This is a genomic window from Pedobacter sp. SYP-B3415, assembly GCF_004138205.1.
Lineage (GTDB): Bacteria > Bacteroidota > Bacteroidia > Sphingobacteriales > Sphingobacteriaceae > Pedobacter.
In genome coordinates this window covers 109080-127185 of the sequence record NZ_RXNQ01000034.1, presented here as the reverse complement: position 1 = coordinate 127185, position 18106 = coordinate 109080, and the positions used below count along the sequence as shown (strand labels likewise).

General features: G+C 47.7%; 20 protein-coding genes and 1 pseudogene. 15 read left to right on the top strand and 6 right to left on the bottom strand.

What is annotated here, in order from left to right; all coding sequences use genetic code 11:
* The first annotated feature begins 32 nt into the window (after positions 1-32).
* Genes EJV45_RS15485 through EJV45_RS15475 form a run of 3 tightly spaced genes read left to right on the top strand, consistent with a single transcriptional unit; the run spans position 33 to position 2562 of the window.
* Complete coding sequence (locus EJV45_RS15485) at positions 33-1043, top strand: glycosyl hydrolase family 18 protein (RefSeq protein WP_129716997.1); 1011 nt, start codon at positions 33-35, stop codon at positions 1041-1043.
* Positions 1043-2059 carry an aminotransferase class I/II-fold pyridoxal phosphate-dependent enzyme gene (locus EJV45_RS15480; protein WP_129716995.1) on the top strand — a complete coding sequence of 339 codons (1017 nt, stop codon included), beginning with the start codon at positions 1043-1045 and terminating at the stop codon, positions 2057-2059. Before EJV45_RS15485 ends, EJV45_RS15480 begins: the two co-directional genes overlap by 1 nt.
* On the top strand, positions 2056-2562 hold the full coding sequence (locus EJV45_RS15475; protein WP_129716993.1) for a phosphoglycerate mutase family protein: 507 nt from the start codon (positions 2056-2058) through the stop codon (positions 2560-2562). The genes EJV45_RS15480 and EJV45_RS15475 overlap by 4 nt, the downstream gene beginning before the upstream one ends.
* Here the strand turns inward: EJV45_RS15475 and EJV45_RS15470 are convergent.
* Genes EJV45_RS15470 through EJV45_RS15455 form a run of 4 tightly spaced genes read right to left on the bottom strand, consistent with a single transcriptional unit; the run spans position 2559 to position 6547 of the window.
* Positions 2559-3242, bottom strand: coding sequence for a M15 family metallopeptidase (locus tag EJV45_RS15470; protein WP_129716991.1), 684 nt, complete (start codon positions 3240-3242; stop codon positions 2559-2561). The genes EJV45_RS15475 and EJV45_RS15470 overlap by 4 nt on opposite strands.
* A 6-nt stretch (positions 3243-3248) precedes the next feature.
* Complete coding sequence (locus EJV45_RS15465; protein ID WP_129716989.1) at positions 3249-4478, bottom strand: alanine dehydrogenase; 1230 nt, start codon at positions 4476-4478, stop codon at positions 3249-3251.
* Positions 4479-4533: 55 nt separating this feature from the next.
* Entirely contained in the window at positions 4534-4956 is a 423-nt protein-coding gene (gene tsaE / locus EJV45_RS15460; protein ID WP_129716987.1) for a tRNA (adenosine(37)-N6)-threonylcarbamoyltransferase complex ATPase subunit type 1 TsaE, read from the bottom strand.
* A gap of 37 nt (positions 4957-4993) precedes the next feature.
* Positions 4994-6547, bottom strand: coding sequence for a bifunctional response regulator/alkaline phosphatase family protein (locus EJV45_RS15455; protein WP_129716984.1), 1554 nt, complete (start codon positions 6545-6547; stop codon positions 4994-4996).
* Between the two features lie 102 nt (positions 6548-6649).
* On the opposite strand from EJV45_RS15455, the gene EJV45_RS15450 reads away from it, so the two are divergent.
* The 7 genes and pseudogenes from EJV45_RS15450 to EJV45_RS15420 all read left to right on the top strand — a co-directional run bounded on the left by EJV45_RS15450 (position 6650) and on the right by EJV45_RS15420 (position 13417).
* Positions 6650-7873: an HD domain-containing protein gene (locus EJV45_RS15450; protein WP_129716983.1), complete on the top strand. Its 1224-nt coding sequence runs from the start codon at positions 6650-6652 to the stop codon at positions 7871-7873.
* A gap of 277 nt (positions 7874-8150) precedes the next feature.
* Positions 8151-9203 carry a UDP-3-O-(3-hydroxymyristoyl)glucosamine N-acyltransferase gene (lpxD, locus tag EJV45_RS15445; protein WP_129716981.1) on the top strand — a complete coding sequence of 351 codons (1053 nt, stop codon included), beginning with the start codon at positions 8151-8153 and terminating at the stop codon, positions 9201-9203.
* Between the two features lie 10 nt (positions 9204-9213).
* Positions 9214-10629, top strand: coding sequence for a bifunctional UDP-3-O-[3-hydroxymyristoyl] N-acetylglucosamine deacetylase/3-hydroxyacyl-ACP dehydratase (locus EJV45_RS15440; RefSeq protein WP_129716979.1), 1416 nt, complete (start codon positions 9214-9216; stop codon positions 10627-10629).
* Complete coding sequence (gene lpxA / locus EJV45_RS15435) at positions 10626-11411, top strand: acyl-ACP--UDP-N-acetylglucosamine O-acyltransferase (RefSeq protein ID WP_129716977.1); 786 nt, start codon at positions 10626-10628, stop codon at positions 11409-11411. The genes EJV45_RS15440 and lpxA overlap by 4 nt, the downstream gene beginning before the upstream one ends.
* A gap of 95 nt (positions 11412-11506) precedes the next feature.
* Positions 11507-12046: pseudogene (locus EJV45_RS15430) on the top strand (ATP-binding cassette domain-containing protein); the annotation flags it as partial.
* A 146-nt stretch (positions 12047-12192) separates the two neighbouring features.
* Complete coding sequence (gene efp / locus EJV45_RS15425; RefSeq protein WP_129716973.1) at positions 12193-12753, top strand: elongation factor P; 561 nt, start codon at positions 12193-12195, stop codon at positions 12751-12753.
* A 97-nt stretch (positions 12754-12850) separates the two neighbouring features.
* On the top strand, positions 12851-13417 hold the full coding sequence (locus EJV45_RS15420; RefSeq protein WP_129716971.1) for a 5-formyltetrahydrofolate cyclo-ligase: 567 nt from the start codon (positions 12851-12853) through the stop codon (positions 13415-13417).
* Positions 13418-13473: 56 nt separating this feature from the next.
* On the opposite strand, the gene EJV45_RS15415 is transcribed toward EJV45_RS15420, so the two are convergent.
* A complete protein-coding gene (locus EJV45_RS15415; RefSeq protein ID WP_129716969.1) occupies positions 13474-14241 on the bottom strand; it encodes an exodeoxyribonuclease III in 768 nt (255 codons plus the stop codon).
* Between the two features lie 8 nt (positions 14242-14249).
* Positions 14250-14954, bottom strand: a complete 705-nt coding sequence (locus EJV45_RS15410; protein WP_129716967.1) for a peptidylprolyl isomerase — start codon at positions 14952-14954, stop codon at positions 14250-14252.
* 90 nt (positions 14955-15044) lie between these two features.
* Here EJV45_RS15410 and EJV45_RS15405 point away from each other — a divergent pair, with 90 nt between their 5' ends.
* The 5 genes from EJV45_RS15405 to EJV45_RS15385 all read left to right on the top strand — a co-directional run bounded on the left by EJV45_RS15405 (position 15045) and on the right by EJV45_RS15385 (position 18090).
* Positions 15045-15440 (top strand): hypothetical protein, encoded by a 396-nt coding sequence (locus EJV45_RS15405; protein ID WP_129716965.1) that lies wholly within the window; start codon positions 15045-15047, stop codon positions 15438-15440.
* 77 nt (positions 15441-15517) lie between these two features.
* A complete protein-coding gene (locus tag EJV45_RS15400) occupies positions 15518-16060 on the top strand; it encodes a heavy-metal-associated domain-containing protein (protein ID WP_129716963.1) in 543 nt (180 codons plus the stop codon).
* Positions 16061-16062: 2 nt separating this feature from the next.
* Complete coding sequence (locus tag EJV45_RS15395; RefSeq protein ID WP_129716961.1) at positions 16063-16878, top strand: hypothetical protein; 816 nt, start codon at positions 16063-16065, stop codon at positions 16876-16878.
* A gap of 29 nt (positions 16879-16907) precedes the next feature.
* On the top strand, positions 16908-17402 hold the full coding sequence (locus tag EJV45_RS15390; protein WP_165305068.1) for a DUF3347 domain-containing protein: 495 nt from the start codon (positions 16908-16910) through the stop codon (positions 17400-17402).
* A 115-nt stretch (positions 17403-17517) separates the two neighbouring features.
* Positions 17518-18090, top strand: coding sequence for a YceI family protein (locus EJV45_RS15385; protein ID WP_129716957.1), 573 nt, complete (start codon positions 17518-17520; stop codon positions 18088-18090).
* Positions 18091-18106: the final 16 nt, after the last annotated feature.

Sequence of the window (18106 nt, the reverse complement as noted above, 5' to 3'; positions counted from 1 at the left end):
AGATTTGGTTATCAACCATTTAAATCTGATCTATGAAGAACCGCTACCTGTTGCTGGCATTTGTATTTCCATTTATCTTCGCTGCCTGCAGTAAAGATACGTTCATTGCCGAGCCTGAAGTGAATCCGCCGGCTGCGTATGTATCCGACTCCTCGTTTAAAATCGTAGGGTATTTTCCCAGCTACCGTGATCCTGCCGGGGTCGACCCGTCGAAGTATAAGATGGTAACGCACTTGTTTTATGCCTTCCTGAATCCCCGTGCAGACGGGTCGTTGGCACCGCTGTCTCAACCGGGGAGGTTTAATACCGTCATTCAGCAGGCAAAGGCAAGGGGCGTTAAAACCGGTATCTCCGTCTCGGGAGATGCAGCTATCTTTGTGTCTATGGCTGCTTCTGCGACTACACGGACTGCTTTTGTTAAAAATGCTCTTGCCTTTGTTCGCAGCAACGAACTCGACGGACTGGATATGGACTGGGAGTATCCGCGGCAGAATGTGTCTGACGAGACATACGCATTGCTGATGAAAGAATTATCAGATTCGCTACACAAGCACAATAAGTTTCTGAGCGCAGCCATTACACCGGGTGTGTACGCGGGAACCGTTCGCGACGGCATCAGGACAGAAGTTTTTTCTTATGCGGATTTCTTCAACATCATGATCTACGACGGGGCCGGCTGGCAGGGAGAATTGAACCACGCTTCGTACAACATGACGGTCGCTTCTTTGAATTACTGGCTTAACACCCGGGGCATGCCAAGGAAAAAGGCGGTGCTTGGCATGCCTGCTTACGGGAAAACCGCCGGCGGTACTGCCGCGACTGTTCGCGAATTTGAAGCTGCAGGTATTGATATAACAGGCGACTATGCACGGTATAACAACACAGATTATTATTTTAACGGTTCAATTACTATAAAACAAAAAACAGCCCTTGCGAGCCAGCGCTGCAACGGAATCATGTTCTGGGAGATCTACCAGGACACCAATTCTGCAGGGTCCATTATAAAGGCTGCAAACGATCAACTGGGCAGAAACTATAATTGATGGCAATAAAACTTCAGCAGGCAATTAGCAACAGCATCGAAGCAGACGGCCGTTCCTATTTGTATTTCGGCGGCACGTCTTATCTGGGGCTGGCCACAAATGCGGAATTCATTGACCTGTACAAGGCGGGTATGCAGCGTTATGGCGTTAACAACGGGACCAGCCGGAGCAACAATATTCAGCTTGCCTTGTATGAAGAGGCAGAAGCCGTTGCAGCAGATCGGTTTGGCGCTGAAGCAGCGCTGATCGTTTCAAGCGGTTATCTGGCGGCCCAGCTTTGTGTTCGCGCACTTGCAGACCATCACTTTATTTATGCGCCCGGCGCACATCCGGCGCTTTGGCTTAATGATCCTGTTCCCTCAGGCCAGGGTTTTACGCTATGGTTACAGAATCTGCGGGGGCAGAATGCCAAGGGCATGGTGCTTAGCAATACCTTGAATAACCTGCAGCCCGAACGGTATGACTTTTCTGCACTGCCGGGCGATGGAAGCCAGCTGTTACTAGCCGATGATTCTCATGGAATCGGCCTGTTGGATAACGGGCTTGGCGCTTATTCCCGGCTCAAAAACAGCACGCGCCGCGAAACGCTGGTTGTAGCGTCTATGGCGAAAGCCCTTGGTATTGATGCAGGTGTCGTTCTGGGCACTACCGGCCGGATAGCCAGCCTGAAAAAACATGTCATGTTTAACGGCGCATCTCCCCCCGCTGCTGCGGCATTATTTGCATTTATGAAGAGCGCCGACCTGTACAAAAACCAATGGCAAAAGCTGCAGGAAAACCACCGGTATCTGGCCTCAGCGCTTGAAGGCCGCAGCGATTGGAAGTTTATCAGCGAATTGCCGGTTTTCTGCAGTACCGATCCCGGGCTGCAGCAAAAACTGGCGCCTCATGAAATTCTTATCTCCTCTTTTCCATATCCCGATAGCGACGGGCCAGCGCTGAACCGGGTGGTATTAAACAGCGGGCATACGAAAGACCAGCTCGATGAACTTATAGAAACGATAAACCAGCTATGATTAAAAATATATTCGTACTAATTTGTTTCGTGCTGCTTGCAGGCAGCCTCCATGCGCAAACCATCTGGGTTGTAAGACATGCAGAAAAAAGCACCGCCGTGCTGACCACTGATCCTGAACTTAGTGAAACCGGTAAACTGCGTGCCGAAGCACTAACCAGACTCCTTGAAACCGAAAAGATAACCCAGGTCTATAGTACCCCTTTTAAACGAACACGAGCAACAGTGGCGGGTGTTGCGACCGGCAGCGATGTCGAGATACGATCTTACCAAAATGTATCAGAACTCGCGGCTACAGTGTCAACACACAACGCTGAAGAAAAGATCCTTATTGCCGGGCATTCCAACACGGTTCCGGATATTCTGCGGGCGCTGGGTGCGGAATTTAAGCCGAAAGACCTCTCAGACGAAGACTATGACTACATTTTTAAAATCGTCAGAAAGGATAACAGGGTTACCCTGACTACGAAACATTACGGTGCTGAACACCACGCCAGGCCCTAGAGTTTTTCGAAGGGGATATCCATAAGGCTGTAATTCTGCCATCCGTTGAAATCAAAGTGCCACCATTCATTATAGATAACCCGGAAACCGTGGCGTTGCATCACGCTGATCAAAAGGTCACGGTTCTTTTTTACAGCCGGAGTAAGGTTGGCGTACCGTGCAGCAGCTTCAGGTTTGAAACTGTCGAATGGTGTCGGCATCGGCAGTTCTTTGCCGGTCTTCAATGAGACAAGCGTCAGATCGACTGCACAGCCACGGTTGTGTTTGGAGCCTTTGTTGGGGTTTGCTACAAAATCCTTATCTGCAGCCTGCCTGAAAAAATCAAGGGTTACGGCATAGGGCCGGTAGGCATCATAAATCTTTAAGCCCAGGCCTTGTTTGCGTAATGCAGCCTGGACATTTTTCAGCTGTTCCACAACGGGTTTTCTGGCGAAAGCCCTCGGCTGCGAATACATGACGCGGTTCATGAAATTATTTTTGGTCGCATACCTGATATCAAGCCTGATTGACGGAACAGCCTTCTTAATCTCGACAAGCCGGTTATCCGGATTTTCTTTAACCGATGCCTGGTAAGAGATGTAATTGTTTATGATTTTAAGTCCGTAGGGGTTTTGTGCGTTTTTCTGCGCACAGGCCTGAAAGGCCAGGGGCAGGAATAGCAGAAAGAGCAGTCTTTTCATAGACGTCTATTGGTTTGACACCATAATGAGTTCAAGGTCTTTGAAGGGGAAATTGAACATATCTGCAAGGTCTTTATTGGTCAGGTGGCCCTGGTAAATGTACAGGGCGTCCCGGATGCCGGGCCGCTGCCAGGCCATGTTCATCAGTCCGCCCATGTCGCCGATATCAAGCAGGATCGGGGCAAATATGTTTGTCAGCGCGTAAGACGCCGTACGCGGCACGCGCGATGCGATGTTTGGTACACAGTAGTGAATTACATCATACTTTCTGAATACGGGATCTTTGTGGTTGGTTACCTCAGATGTTTCGAAACAGCCGCCCTGATCAATGCTCACGTCGATTACAACCGAATCCGGTTTCATCCGGCTAACGGTTTCTTCCATAACAACGCATGGACTGCGGCCGTGCGTTGCACGGATCGCGCCGATAACCACATCGCAGGTTGTAATCGCTTTATTAAGCACAATGGGTTGCATCACAGAGGTAAACACCCTGCTGTTTCCCAGATTAGTCTGCAGCCGGCGAAGGCGATAGATCGAGCTGTCAAACACCTTTACTTCCGCACCAAGCGAAAGGGCTGTTCTTGCAGCGTATTCGCCCACGGTCCCGGCGCCCAGGATTACGATTTCTGTCGGAGGAACGCCCGTGAAGCCGCCAAGCATCAGGCCCTTACCTCCGGTTACGCTGCTCAGGTATTCTGCGGCGATCAGGATGGATGTAGAACCAACAATTTCACTCATGGCGCGTACCACACACAAGACATTTCCTTCATCGCGCAGGTGCTCAAAACATAATGCGTTGATCTTTTTCTGAAGCAGCGCTTTAAGATAAGACCCTTTTAAGGTGCCTGTAGGCAAAGAAGATACCAGCGTCTGGCCTTTGTGCATAAGTTCGATCTCATCCATTGTTGGCGGAGCGATCTTTACAATTATATCTGCCTGGAAAACCTCTTTTTTATCGTGCGAAATACGGGCACCCTGTTCGGCATAGTTCTGATCTGAAAAATTTGCGCCTTTTCCCGCCCCGCTCTCGATAATGACCTGATGGCCATTGTTAACAAGTAGTGCTACAGACAGCGGGGTGAGCGCAATGCGGTTTTCCTGGAAGGAAATTTCTCTCGGGATGCCAATGTACAGATTGTTTTTCCGGCTTTTTGTCTCCTGCATCGCCTCTTTTGGCTGTCGCAAACCCTGCTGAGCTATAGCGGCCATTCCTTCTCTTAATCCTGAAGCCATTTATCCTGGTCGTTTTTAGGTCTTTGAAGTTACGAAAAATAAACCGATACGCCGGTTATGCGTTAAATTTTTGAAAATTGAACCGCCGCGAGGTGTTACCTGTTAGCTCGATATCGATCTGAACATGATTTTCAGGTACCAGTCCGGCTATTTTCTCCGGCCACTCAATCAGACAGACATCGCCGCTGTAGAAATATTCTTCATAGCCGAGGTCATAAGCTTCTTCGATACGCTTCAGGCGATAGAAATCGAAATGATAGACCGAACCTGCAGATCCGTTATAAACATTGACGATTGAAAAGGTAGGGCTTGACACAACACCGGTTACACCCAAAAGGCGACAAAATGACTTGATAAAAGTTGTCTTTCCGGCGCCCATTTCACCATTAAAAACAAATATCTTTTCATTGCCCGCAAAATTGTACAGGGCCGCGGCGGCCTGGTCAAGCGCCTCAGGTGCTTCGATTTCGATAGTCATTGCGTTTTTCTTAGCTGCACAAAGATAACGCTTTGACCTATCTTGGCGAGTAGGTAACAATCGGAATGATCATCTCTTCGAGTGAAATGCCTCCATGCTGGAAAGTTTCGTTGTAATAATTTACAAACTGGTTGTAGTTGTTCGGATACACAAAGTAACTGTCTTCTTTTGCAAAAATGTAACTCGAGCTGATGTTAATCTTTGGCAGGTGTGCATCATTGGGGCTTTTGATGGCAAAAACCTCTTTATCATTATAACTCAGGTTCCGGCCCTGTTTATAACGCAGGTTGGTATTGGTGCTGCGGTCGCCGATTACCTTGCTTGGTTTTTTTACCCTGATTGTGCCATGATCTGTCGTAAGCACCACCTTTACATTTTTCTGCGCTAATTTTTTAAGCAGCTCAAGCAATGGCGAGTGCTCAAACCAGGACAGCGTCAACGAGCGGTAAGCCGCATCATCATTGGCCAGTTCCCGTATCATCTGCATGTCGGTCCGGGCATGCGACAGCATATCTACAAAGTTAAACACAATGGCATTAAATTCATTCTGCATCAGGTTTGCGCTTTGCTCAACCAGCGCCTTTCCGTCATCGTAGGTCAGGATTTTGTGGTAGCTGAATTTGCAGTCTTTGCGCAGGCTTCTTTTGATTTGTTCGGCCAGAAATGCTTCTTCGTGCATGTTTTTTCCGCCTTCATCATCATCGTTCAGCCAGAGGTTGGGATGACGTTTCTCCATCTCAAGCGGTAACAGGCCTGAAAAGATAGCGTTCCGTGCATACTGCGTTGCGGTTGGCAGAATGCTGGTGTACATGTCTTCTTCATCAATCCTGAAGTATTCGGTAATAAGCGGATTGATGATACGCCACTGGTCGTACCTGAGGTTGTCGATCAGGATGAAGAAAACCGGCGTTGTGCTGTTTATGAGCGGGAAGACCTTTTTCTTTAGCAACTCGTGCGAAAGCATGGGTGCACCGCCGTTGCCGTTCACCCAATCCATGTAGTTGTCTTCAATAAATTTTGAGAACTGCATGTTGGCCTCTGACTTCTGAAGTGTCAGGATCTCATGCATCTGCGGATCGTCGAGCTTTTCAAGCTCAAGTTCCCAGAATATGATTTTTTTGTATACTTCAACCCATTCCTCATAATTAAGGCGGTCGTTTAGCGTCATGCCAAGCCGCCTGAAATCCTGCTGGTAGGCCATCGAGGTTTTCTCGCTGACAAGACGTTTGTTATCTATAAGTTTTTTAATGGTCAGGAGTACCTGTTTAGGGTTTACAGGTTTAATCAGGTAGTCATCTATTTTTGAGCCGATGGCATCTTCCATCAGGTTTTCTTCTTCGCTTTTTGTAATCAGGACCACCGGGACATCCGGCGAGATATTTTTAATTGCAGACAATGTTTCCAGTCCGCTCATGCCGGGCATATTTTCATCCAGGAAAACAAGGTCGAAGTGCTCTTTGCCGAACCCATCCAGTGCATCATTACCGTTTGTAAAAGTAGTGACCTGGTAGCCTTTATCGTTCAGAAGAAGAATATGTGGTTTTAACAGGTTGATTTCATCATCAGCCCATAATATTTTAGTTTCCTGCATGTTATATCTGTAAAGTGTAAACTTGACGTCCTGCGGTGGAAGTCTGGTTCGCTGTTTGGGTAAAAATAGCAATTTTTGTACCGTATAATCTGACAGCATACCTTGAATAAAAAGAAGATCATCAACGACCCGGTTTACGGATTTATCAGCATTCCATCAGTGCTGGTTTACGACCTGATTTCGCATCCATACTTTCAGCGGCTGCGGTATATCAAGCAACTGGGCATGACCCACCTGGTTTACCCGGGTGCCTTGCATACGCGTTTTCACCATGCCCTGGGTGCCATGCACCTGATGGGTCTGGCTGTTGAGGTGCTGCGCGGAAAGGGGCACTCCATAAGCCCGGCCGAGGAAGAAGCGGCATGTATCGCAATTTTGCTCCATGATATTGGTCATGGTCCGTTTTCGCATGCACTTGAGCATACGCTGGTTCAGGGTGTTCACCACGAGCAGGTATCAATGTGTCTGATGAAACAGCTTAATGAAACATTCGGCGGCCAGCTTGACATGGCGATCGAGATCTTTACCGGGCGATACGATAAGAGGTTTCTCCATCAGCTCATTTCCGGGCAGCTCGATCTCGACCGGATGGACTACCTGAACCGAGACAGCTTTTTTACAGGTGTAAGTGAAGGGGTGATCAGCTTTGACCGCATCATAAAAATGTTCAATGTTGTTGACGATGGTCTTGTTATCGAAGAAAAAGGCATCTACTCGATCGAGAAGTTTCTTATCGCCCGCAGGCTGATGTACTGGCAGGTTTACCTGCACAAAACGGTCATCGCGGGAGAGCAGATGCTTATCAATACGTTAAGAAGAGCTAAGGAGCTCGCCTCCGGCGGAACCAGTCTTTTTGCCTCACCTGCCCTGGCCCATTTTCTTGATCAGCAGATCGGTAAGACTGCATTTTTTGAGTCGCCAGAGCACCTGGACCAGTTCGTTCAGCTTGATGATCAGGATATTCATGCCGCGATCAAGGTCTGGGCATCGCATGCCGACCCGGTTTTGAGCGCGCTATGCAGAATGCTTACCAGGCGTGAGCTCTTTAAGGTAGAAATTACAGGCAGTGCGCCATCACCCGGCAGGGTAGAAGACCTGCAGCAACGCACGGCATCGGTTTTCAGGACAAGTGAGGCTGACGCCGGCTATTTCGTTTATACCAATACCGTCGAAAACCGGGCCTATAACGCCACTATAGAGAATGTAAACATACTGATGAAGAATAACGAAGTGATTGATATTGCTAAAGCCTCTGACCTTTCTAATCTGGAATCGCTTGATCGCACCGTAACCAAACATATTCTCTGTTATCCTCGTGGTATTTAAGGTTTTTTAACAAAATATTAGATTTTTTATCCCGTTTAGTCTCTTATCATTGTACTTTCACGGCGCAGGTGCAAAAGCGGGATATACGACATATCCGGGAATCAGCAAATGAAGTATCGTTTGTGCGGTTAAAGGCGTTTCCGGATGTGCTGGCCCGCAGGGGATGTATGTGTCTGGGAAACGAACGAAATGCGGCGGATTACCTTAAAAATCGCTTATTGCAGCGGCAAGCGGCGTGTTTATTTGTTCATATCAATTTAACATTTAACTTTGTAAAATGCAATTTACGGCCAAACAGATAAGTGGGTTTCTTAACGGAACCATAGAGGGTGATCCGGATGTTGAAGTGGCTGAATTATCGAAAATAGAAGAAGGGAAGCCAGGTTCGCTCTGCTTTTTATCTAATCCGAAATACGAAAATTTTCTATACAGTACCAACGCCTCTGTTGTTATCGTTTCGCGCGATTTTTCAGCCGATCAGCCAGTCAAACCAACGCTTATCCGCGTAGATAATCCCTACAGTGCTTTTTCGTTGTTGCTTGAGAAATACAACGAGGCTATAAAACAGGAATTAAAGGCTGGTATTGAAGAGCCCTGTTTTATTCATCCATCAGCAAAAATCGGGAACAATGTCTTTATCGGTGCCTTTTCATACATCGGTGAAAACGTAACGATTGCAGATAACTCAAGGATCCACACACAGGTCTATATAGGCGCCGGAACCGAAATCGGGGAAGATTGCCTTATCTATCCGGGTGTAAAGATATACCACCAATGTAAAATCGGCCGCCAGGTTGTGGTGCATGCCAATGCTGTGATCGGCAGCGATGGGTTTGGGTTTGCTCCGCAGCCCGACGGGACTTATCATAAGATCGCACAGATTGGCAATGTGGTCATAGAAGACGATGTCGAGATTGGTGCAAACACAACCATAGACCGGGCTACGATGGGGTCTACGATTATCCGGTCGGGAGTTAAACTGGACAACCTGATTCAAATTGCGCACAATGCCGAGATAGGCGCCAATACCGTTGTCGCCGCTCAGTCTGGCATTTCAGGCAGTACAAAGATCGGTGCGAACAGCGTAATCGGCGGTCAGGTCGGTATAGCCGGTCACCTGAATCTTGCCAGGGGGACGCAGATAGGCGCGAAGGCGGGAGTCAATTCAAACATTACCGAAGAAAATAAACAATGGCACGGTTCGCCGGCGCAGCCGCTTAGAGACTGGATGAAAGCATCGGTCATTTTCAGGCGTCTGCCGGATATTGAAAAGCAGCTTGGCGTGCTTGAAGCCAGGATCAGCAGCCTTTTGCCTGGCGCTGACAAATAACAACACAAGAATGAACGTTAAACAAAAAACCATCAAGCGGGAAGTATCCGTATCCGGCGTGGGTCTTCATACGGGTGCCAATGTTACCCTGACATTTTGCCCTGCCCCCGAAAATCATGGCTTTAAATTTCAACGCATTGACCTGGAAGGGCAGCCTGTTGTTGATGCCGATGCAGATAATGTGACCGATACCTCCAGGGGTACAACCATCAGTCAGAATGGCGCAAGCATCAGCACTGTGGAGCATGTAATGGCTTCATTGATCGGTATGGACCTTGACAACGTGCTTATGAAGCTCGACGGTCCGGAAGCGCCGATCATGGATGGTAGTGCGATCCTCTTTATTGAAGCGCTTGAGTCTGCCGAAAGCCAGGTTCAGGACGCCGACCGCGAATATTTTCAGATTCCGCATAACATTACATATACTGAGGCAGACCGTAAGGTTGAGATTGTGGCTATGCCCCTTGATGATTACAGGTTTACCTGCATGATCGACTACAATTCTCCGGTTCTGGGCAGCCAGCACGCAGGTATCAGCAGCATTGCGGAGTTTAAAAAGGAGATCGCTTCCTGCCGTACATTCTGTTTCCTGCACGAGCTGGAGTATCAGCTGCAAAACAATCTGATCAAAGGCGGTGACCTGAATAATGCCATTGTTATCGTTGATAAAGAGGTAACCACGGAGGAATTAAATCACCTGGCACGCCTGTTTAACCGGGAGGATATTGCTGTGGCCCCGCAGGGCATATTAAATAATATGGATCTGCGGTACCAGAATGAACCTGCCAGGCACAAGCTGCTGGATATGATCGGCGACCTTGCCCTTGTAGGTATGCATCTGAAAGGACATATTATGGCTGCCCGCCCGGGGCATGCCGCTAACGTTGCATTTGCCAAAAAAATTAAAGCAGCGATAAAAAAAGAGAAAAATAAAAAGGTTCAGCGGGTGTACGATCCCACGGCTAAGCCTTTGCTTGATACCGTTCAGATCATGAACATTCTGCCGCACCGGCAGCCCTTCCTTTTTGTAGATAAGATTCTTGAGCTTACCAAAACGTATGTGGTAGGCGTAAAGAATGTGACGATGAACGAAGATTTTTTCCGCGGTCATTTTCCGGGTGCGCCGGTCCTGCCGGGCGTTGTACAGATCGAAGCCATGGCGCAGGTTGGTGGAATTCTCGTATTAAGCACGGTAGACGATCCTCAAAATTACCTGACCTACTTTTTGAAGATTGATAATGTGCGCTTCCGTGCCCAGGTACTTCCGGGCGATTCTATCGTCTTCCGTTGCGACCTTATGGAGCCAATCAGGAGGGGTATTGCCCAGATGAAGGGTGTGGGCATGGTTGGCGATAAAGTGGTGGTCGAGGCCGAAATGATGGCCCAGATCAGTAAGGTTAAAAACAGCGAAACAGCAAATTCATGATACAGCCCCTAGCATATATTCATCCGCAGGCAAAAATTGCAGACAATGTCGTAATCGAGCCCTTTGTAACCATTCACAAAGATGTAGAGATCGGCGAGGGTACCTGGATCGGTTCAAACGTAACCATCATGGATGGTGCCCGTATCGGTAAGAACTGCCGCATTTTTCCGGGCGCTGTTATTTCCGGGGTTCCGCAGGATCTGAAGTTCAACGGTGAAGTTACCACCGCAGAAATTGGCGACAATACAACTATCCGCGAATGCGTAACCGTTAACCGCGGTACAAAAGACAAATGGAAGACCACTATCGGCAGCAATTGCCTGATCCAGGCCTATTCTCACATTGCACACGATTGTGAAGTAGGTAATTACTGTATATTTTCAAACAGCACAACGCTTGCCGGTCATATCACCATCGGCGATTATGTGGTGCTGGCGGGGCTTGTAGCGATACATCAGTTTGTAAAAGTAGGCTCACATGCGTTTGTAACCGGTGGTTCCCTGGTGCGTAAAGACGTTCCGCCCTATGTAAAGGCAGCACGCGAGCCGCTTTCTTATGCCGGTATCAACTCAGTAGGCTTAAGGCGCAGGGGCTTTTCGCCAGAAAAGATCAACGAGATCCAGGAAATATACCGCGTGCTCTTTGTAAAGAACAATAACGTAACCAAGGCACTCGATATGATCGAGGCCGAATTCAAACCCACCGAGATCCGTGATGAGATTGTAGATTTTATCCGCAACTCAAACCGCGGGGTCATGAAGGGCTTCGGAATGGGCAGCTAAGGCATCAAACATTTCCTATGACAATAAGCCTGGATAATGCAGGGAGAAGGTTTAACCGGGAATGGATCTTCCGGGGCATAACCGCAGATCTTCTTCCCGGCGAACGTTATGCTGTGCTCGGACCCAACGGTTCTGGCAAGTCTACGCTCCTTAGCATGATTTCCGGTCATCTTAGCCCGTCTGAAGGAACCGTATCGTACAGGGATGATCAGGTTTCGATACCCGTCGAATCTGTCTATAAACAGCTGAGTTTTGCCGCGCCTTATCTTGATCTTGTTGAGGAATTCAGTCTGACGGAAATGATTGATTTTCATTTTCGCTTTAAGCCGTTAGCGCCGGGAATGGATCGTCAGCAAATTATTGCGCTGCTGGACATGGAGAAATCACGCAACAAAGCCATCAAGTATTTTTCGTCAGGCATGAAACAGCGAACCCGGTTGGCCCTGGCCTGTTGTGCAAACACGCCTGTCCTGTTGCTTGACGAGCCTACATCAAACCTTGACCTTCAGGGAATAGCGTGGTACGAAAAATTAATCGACATGTATTCTATGCAGAAAACGGTGATTGTATGCTCAAACCAGGATCATGAGTATGCATTTTGTAAGCATTACATTCAGATTACCGATTATAAATAATTCAGTTATACCTTTGAAAAACCCGTTTTAAAGGTACGAAAAGGGGAATATTTTAAATATTAAAAAATATTTTTGTAAATTTAAAAATGTTTATACCTTTGCGGCACGAAAATGAGCCGAACATAAGGTTCAAATTCTAACCAAAAATGGCAAAAGCATCAGACATCAAAAACGGTAACATTCTTCGCTTTAACGGAGAACTTGTACAGGTGGAAGAATTTATTCACCGTACGCCCGGAAATCTACGTGCTTTTTACCAGGCCAGAATGCGGAACGTAAAAACAAGTAAACTTGTTGAGTACCGTTTTCGTACGGATGAAGAGGTCGAGATCTGCCGGGTAGAAACCAATGATTATCAATATCTCTACGAAGATGGCGAGTTTTTGGTTGTAATGGATAACAATACTTACGAGCAGTTCAATATCCCTAAAAAACTGTTTGGAGATCCGGTCAGATTCCTGAAAGAAGGAATGAACGTGATCATTGCATTTGAAAGTGAAGAGCCGATTATGGCGCAAACCCCTTCTCACGTTGAGTTGGAGATAACATATACAGAGCCTGCTGTAAAAGGCGATACTTCTACGAACGCGCTGAAATACGCAACTGTAGAGACTGGTGTGGAGATCAAAGTACCGATGTTCATTAACCAGGGCGACAAGGTCAGGGTAGACACCCGCACGGGAGACTACATTGAGCGCGTCAAATAAAAATTTTCATAGTTTAGTTTAGGTTTAGGTTGATTATGGCTTCGGAGTGGTTCCCGGAGCCATTTCTTTTTGTAACAACTTTTGCTTTATTTTCGGTATGGAGTTAACAAAAAAAGCGCTCAGGCAATCGGCAATGACCAGGCGAAAGGAGCTTAGCAAAGCTGAGTTTAAGCAGCTGAACGGCGCACTGCTTGCTGAATTTACCACATACGATTTTACCGGCGTACGGACCGTTCATATTTTTCTGCCGATTGAATCAAAGCGCGAGCCAGATACATTCCGGCTTATTGAATGGCTGCAGCACGAGCATAGTGAGATACGCATACTTGTTCCGAAAGCAGACTTTACAACCGCGCTGATGACCCATCACGAATACCTGGGAACGGGCGATCTGAAAAAAAACCTGTACGATATTCTTGAGCCCGACCAGGGGGCGCTGCATGACGGGGAGATTGACCTGGTCTTTGTTCCGCTGCTTGCTGTAGACCGCCGAGGTTACCGTGTCGGGTATGGCAAAGGCTTCTATGACCGCTTTTTAACGGGCCGCAATTGCCGTAAGGTTGGCATCAGCCTGTTTGCCCCGGTAGAGGCAATAAGTGATGTTCACGAGCTTGATGTCTGCCTTGATGCCTGCCTGACGCCGCAGGGTCTTATCACTTTCTGATTTCACTTTCCCGCACTGTTGCCGCAGGCTGAAACCGGCGGCCCGGGTTTATTTTACTACACCAGTTCAAGCAATACCGGGCAATGGTCTGAATGTACTGCGTCGGGCAGAATTCTGACACTTTTCAGCCGGTTTAACAAAGGCGCAGTGGCAAGATGATAATCGATACGCCAGCCCAGGTTTTTCGCGCGCGAATTGGCCCTGAAACTCCACCAGGTATAATGATGCGGATCTTTGTTGAAATGCCTGAAGGTATCTATGAAACCGTTGTCAAGAAAAAGCTGCATCCAGGCCCGTTCTTCGGGCAAAAAACCTGACGAGTTGGCGTTCGATTTCGGGTTGTGGATATCCATCGCCGTATGGCAGATGTTGTAGTCGCCAGAGATGATCAGGTTGGGAATTTGTTCACGCAGGCCGGCAACGTAACCTTCAAAGAAACGCATAAATTCATATTTCTTGGTTTGCCGCTCATCACCGCTGCTGCCCGAAGGCATATAGAGGCTCATCAGCGAAAAATCGTCGAAGTCCGCGCGCAAAATTCTTCCCTCGCGGTCTATCCATTCTTCCCCGCAGCCAACCTCCACATGGTTGGGTTTTATTTTTGTAAGAATGGCAACACCGCTATAACCCTTTTTCTCTGCCGGATGCCAGTAATGGTGATAGCCCATCTGGCTGATCAGCTCAAGGATTTCGGCAAGTTGTTCGGGCAGGGCCTTCACTTCCTGCAGGCATACCATATCGGCATTTGTAGCCTGAAGCCAGCCAAGAAAGTTTTTAGAAGTGGCCGAGCGAATACCGTTAACGTTATAAGAGATAATTTTCATTCAGGTGATCAGATAAGAGTTAGTCCTGAAGCCAGCAGTTTTTTCTCAAGCCGGCGCGCTTCGCGTTTTTTCAGCAGGCTGACCTTCATGGCGATGTCCGCTTTGGGTCTGTCACTTTTGTTCGTTTCGCTTGCCGCGATGCTGTCGACCATGCCTAGCCCTTCCACTACTTCTCCAAAGGCGGTATAATTCCGGTCCAGGTGGGGCGTACCGCCCAGTGTTTTGTATACTTCGCGCTGATACGCGGGAATCTGAAATTTCAACCGGGTTTGTTCCAGTTTATCCAGCTGCTCATCAGTAAACCGTTTGCCCTGAACAATGTAGAACTGGCATCCGCTCGATTCCTTTGCCGGATTGTTATCACGCGCAGCGGCAAGAACCCCCTTTTTATGAAAAAGACTGTCCCTGAACTCTGCCGGGATGCGATAGCCGATGTCGCCTTCACCGAGCAAAGAGTCTGGTTTTGCGAGCTTAGAATCAGGATCACCGCCCTGTATCATAAAATCTTTAATTACCCGGTGAAACAATGTCCCGTTGTAAAAGCCGGATTTGGCCAGTTTGACCATGTTGTCGCGGTGCAGGGGGGTCTGGTTATAGAGCATGACGATGCAGCTCCCTTTTGACGTTTCGATTCTGATGTACTGATGTTTTGGCCTGGCGGCGAAAGCGGTAAGCTGGCAAAGCACCAGCAGCAGAAAAAATAATCGGCGCATGTAGTATTTCTATCCTGCTAAATTAGCTTAAAAAAGCGAAAACAGTTCGGTCACTTTTCTTTGCCGTGAAATATTCGTAACTTTGAAACAATGAAGTCCAATCAGAGAAAAGCCCTCTTCCTTGTTGCATTGTATGTAGTCAGTGTACTGGGCTTTGCTGCGGGCCTTCATTTTTGTAGCGGCAAACTCTCAGAGGTGAAACTCTTTGCCTCCGCCGAGGGCTGCAAAATGTGTAAAAAAGCCGAAAAGAAAACGGACAATTGCTGCAAGACGGCAAAGGTTGAGGCCAAGGTGAAGGATTCGCATGAGGCCGGTTTTTCGGTAAAAATGCCGCAGCTTTTCGGACTTGACCTTTTCTATATTCCGGCATTTGCCGATTTTGCAACCCATGCAGACAGCGAGATTCGCTCATGGTCAGAGAATAAGGCTCCGCCTTTGACGTCCAGGCTATCGCTTAACGTGCTTTTTCAGATTTTCAGGAATTAGGATCCCGGTTCTATTACCCGGTTAATGAACGTCGTTGCCTTCGCAATGGCTATTTCCTATTTTAAAATACTGAAAAAATGAAATTCTTAAAAATTCATATTCTTTCGACGCTCCTCTTTCTATTGGCATCCCTTACTGCCAACGCCCAACAAATTACCGCTGCGAGCCTGCAGGTTACAGGTTTAACATGCTCGATGTGTTCTCAGGCAACCGAAAAGTCTTTGCGTACGCTCGACTTTATCGTAACGGTGTCTCCTGATCTGAATAACAATGTATTTGTGCTCACTTTCAAAAAAGACAAACCTGTAAACCTTGATCAGATCAGAAAAAAGGTAAAAGACGCAGGCTTTTCGGTTGGTAAACTCGAAGCCGATTTTGCTTTTAATAATCTCCAGGTAGATGAAAGCGGTTTCGCATCATCTAAGGGCACCGCTTTTCGTTTTAGTAAGGCGCGCAATACCACGCTGAATGGTAAAGTCCGGGCTGCAGTTATTGACAGGGGCTTTGTCTCTGAGCCTACGTTTAAGCAAAACCTCAAAAAGATTGACGGTGGATCTTATGCATCGGGCACAGCAACCGTAAACGGGAAAAAGGTTCGCGTCTATCACCTGAGCATTTAGCTGTGAGGTGGCTTAATCAGGCATGCGCCCTTGTGGCGCTGCTTGCCTGTTCCGTGCTGGCACGGGGGCAGGAGTTGTATGTCTATACTGAGCCGGCAAGCAACATGGCGGCCAAATCTGCCGGGTTCAGGCTTACCTATGAAAGTATGGACAACAAGGGGTATGGCAACCGGCTTGTTCCCGAGATTATGCTTGGCATAAACCGTAACTTCATGGTTCATGCGCAGGCATTCCTTTCAGACATGGAAGGTCCGTTTGGTTTTGAAGGAACCAGCCTTTACCTGAAATACCGTTTTCTCAGTATTGATGGTTTGCGGAAACATTTCCGTATGGCGGCTTTCGGGCGGGTCAGCTCGAGCAAACGGCCATACCATAGTGAAGATATCAACCTGGAGGGCGACAACAGCGGTTATCAGTTCGGGCTGGTTGGCACCCAGCTGCTGCACAAGCTCGCCCTGTCTGCCAATGTCGGATATTCCCGGGTATTTGAAAGCGAGCAGAAGATACGGCCGGCTATGCCGCTGCCTGAGGGCATGTTAAACTACAGCTTGTCTGCAGGTTACCTGCTTTTTCCGGTAACCTACCGGAATTACAAACAGCCGAACCTGAATGTGTATGCGGAGATTCTGGGCAAAACTAACCCCGGAACCGGCAACAGTTATGTTGATATAGCCCCTGCGGTGCAGCTTATTCTCAACAGTCAGCTTCGCATTGACGTAGGTTACCGGTTCCAGGCAGCGGGTAATATAGACAACCGCTACCTCAGGAACATGTTTCTTGCCCGCGTAGAGTATAACATTTTTAATATCATCAAATGATCAATCGCCTGAATGGCAAAAAGTATAATATGAAAACAATAAAAGTATATATCGTCCTGCTGGTGTTTCTGCCATTTTTCTCCAAAGCTAACGCTCCTGGCCTGCAGGATCAGGTTTTGGCAGCTTATTTTGAAGTGAAGAATGCGCTGGCGCATGACAATGCGCAATCTGCCGCAGCAAAAGCTGCGGGGTTGGCGAAAATAACCGAAGCGCCAGACATGCGGGCCTTCAGCGAACAGCAGCGCGCCAGGTGGAATAAACATGCAAAGGTTATAAATAGCGGCGCAAAAGCCATTGCCAATACAAAAGATCTGAAAAAACAGCGCCAGTTGTTTGGCGAATTGAGCAAAGCGATGATTGATGTTGCTAAAGCAGGCGGAAATAGCCGGGATATTTATCTGCAGCACTGCCCGATGGCGAAAAATAGCTGGCTCAATGAAAAGCCGGCTGTTGAAAACCCGTACTATGGCAGCGAAATGTTTGCCTGTGGCTCAATCACCGAAATTTTAGCCGCCGGGCAATAGCCTGCGGGCCTTTGCGTCCATTTCTTATCATAGATCAAGACAGCCGCAAACAGGTCGCTGTACATTTGCAGCAGAGCCGGTCCCATGTCGGACCGGCTTTTTAATATCAATTCAAATGAAAAAAATTGGCTTAATTTTACTTGCGCTGATTATCAGTTTCGGTGCATTTGCACAAACAAAGTGGACGGTAGATCCGATGCACTCTTTTGTAAACTTTTCGGTTAAACACATGGGTATCTCGTTTGTAGATGGCTCTTTCAGGAAGTTTGACGGCAGTATCACTGCGGCAAATGCCGATTTCACAGATGCAAAAGTTTCTTTTACAGTAGATGTGAACAGCATCAACACGAGTGTCGAACCCCGCGACAAACACCTGAAAAGCGACGACTTCTTTTCAGCAGAGAAATATCCTGCAATGACGTTTCAAAGTACTTCATTTAAAAAACGCAGCGGCAACAACTATGAGCTCGCAGGTAAGCTGACCATTAAAGACGTAACTAAAGATGTGAAGTTTGATGTGGTATTCGGCGGAAAGGCCAAAGATCAGCGTGGGGGTGAAAAAGCCGGTTTCAGCGCAGTCACAACGATTAACAGGCTTGATTACAATATTAAATATGATCCGACAGGTATGGGCGTTTCTAAAGATGTAACCATCCGGTTGAACCTGGAATTTGCTCCGGCAAAATAATTTTCAGTGGGGCCGG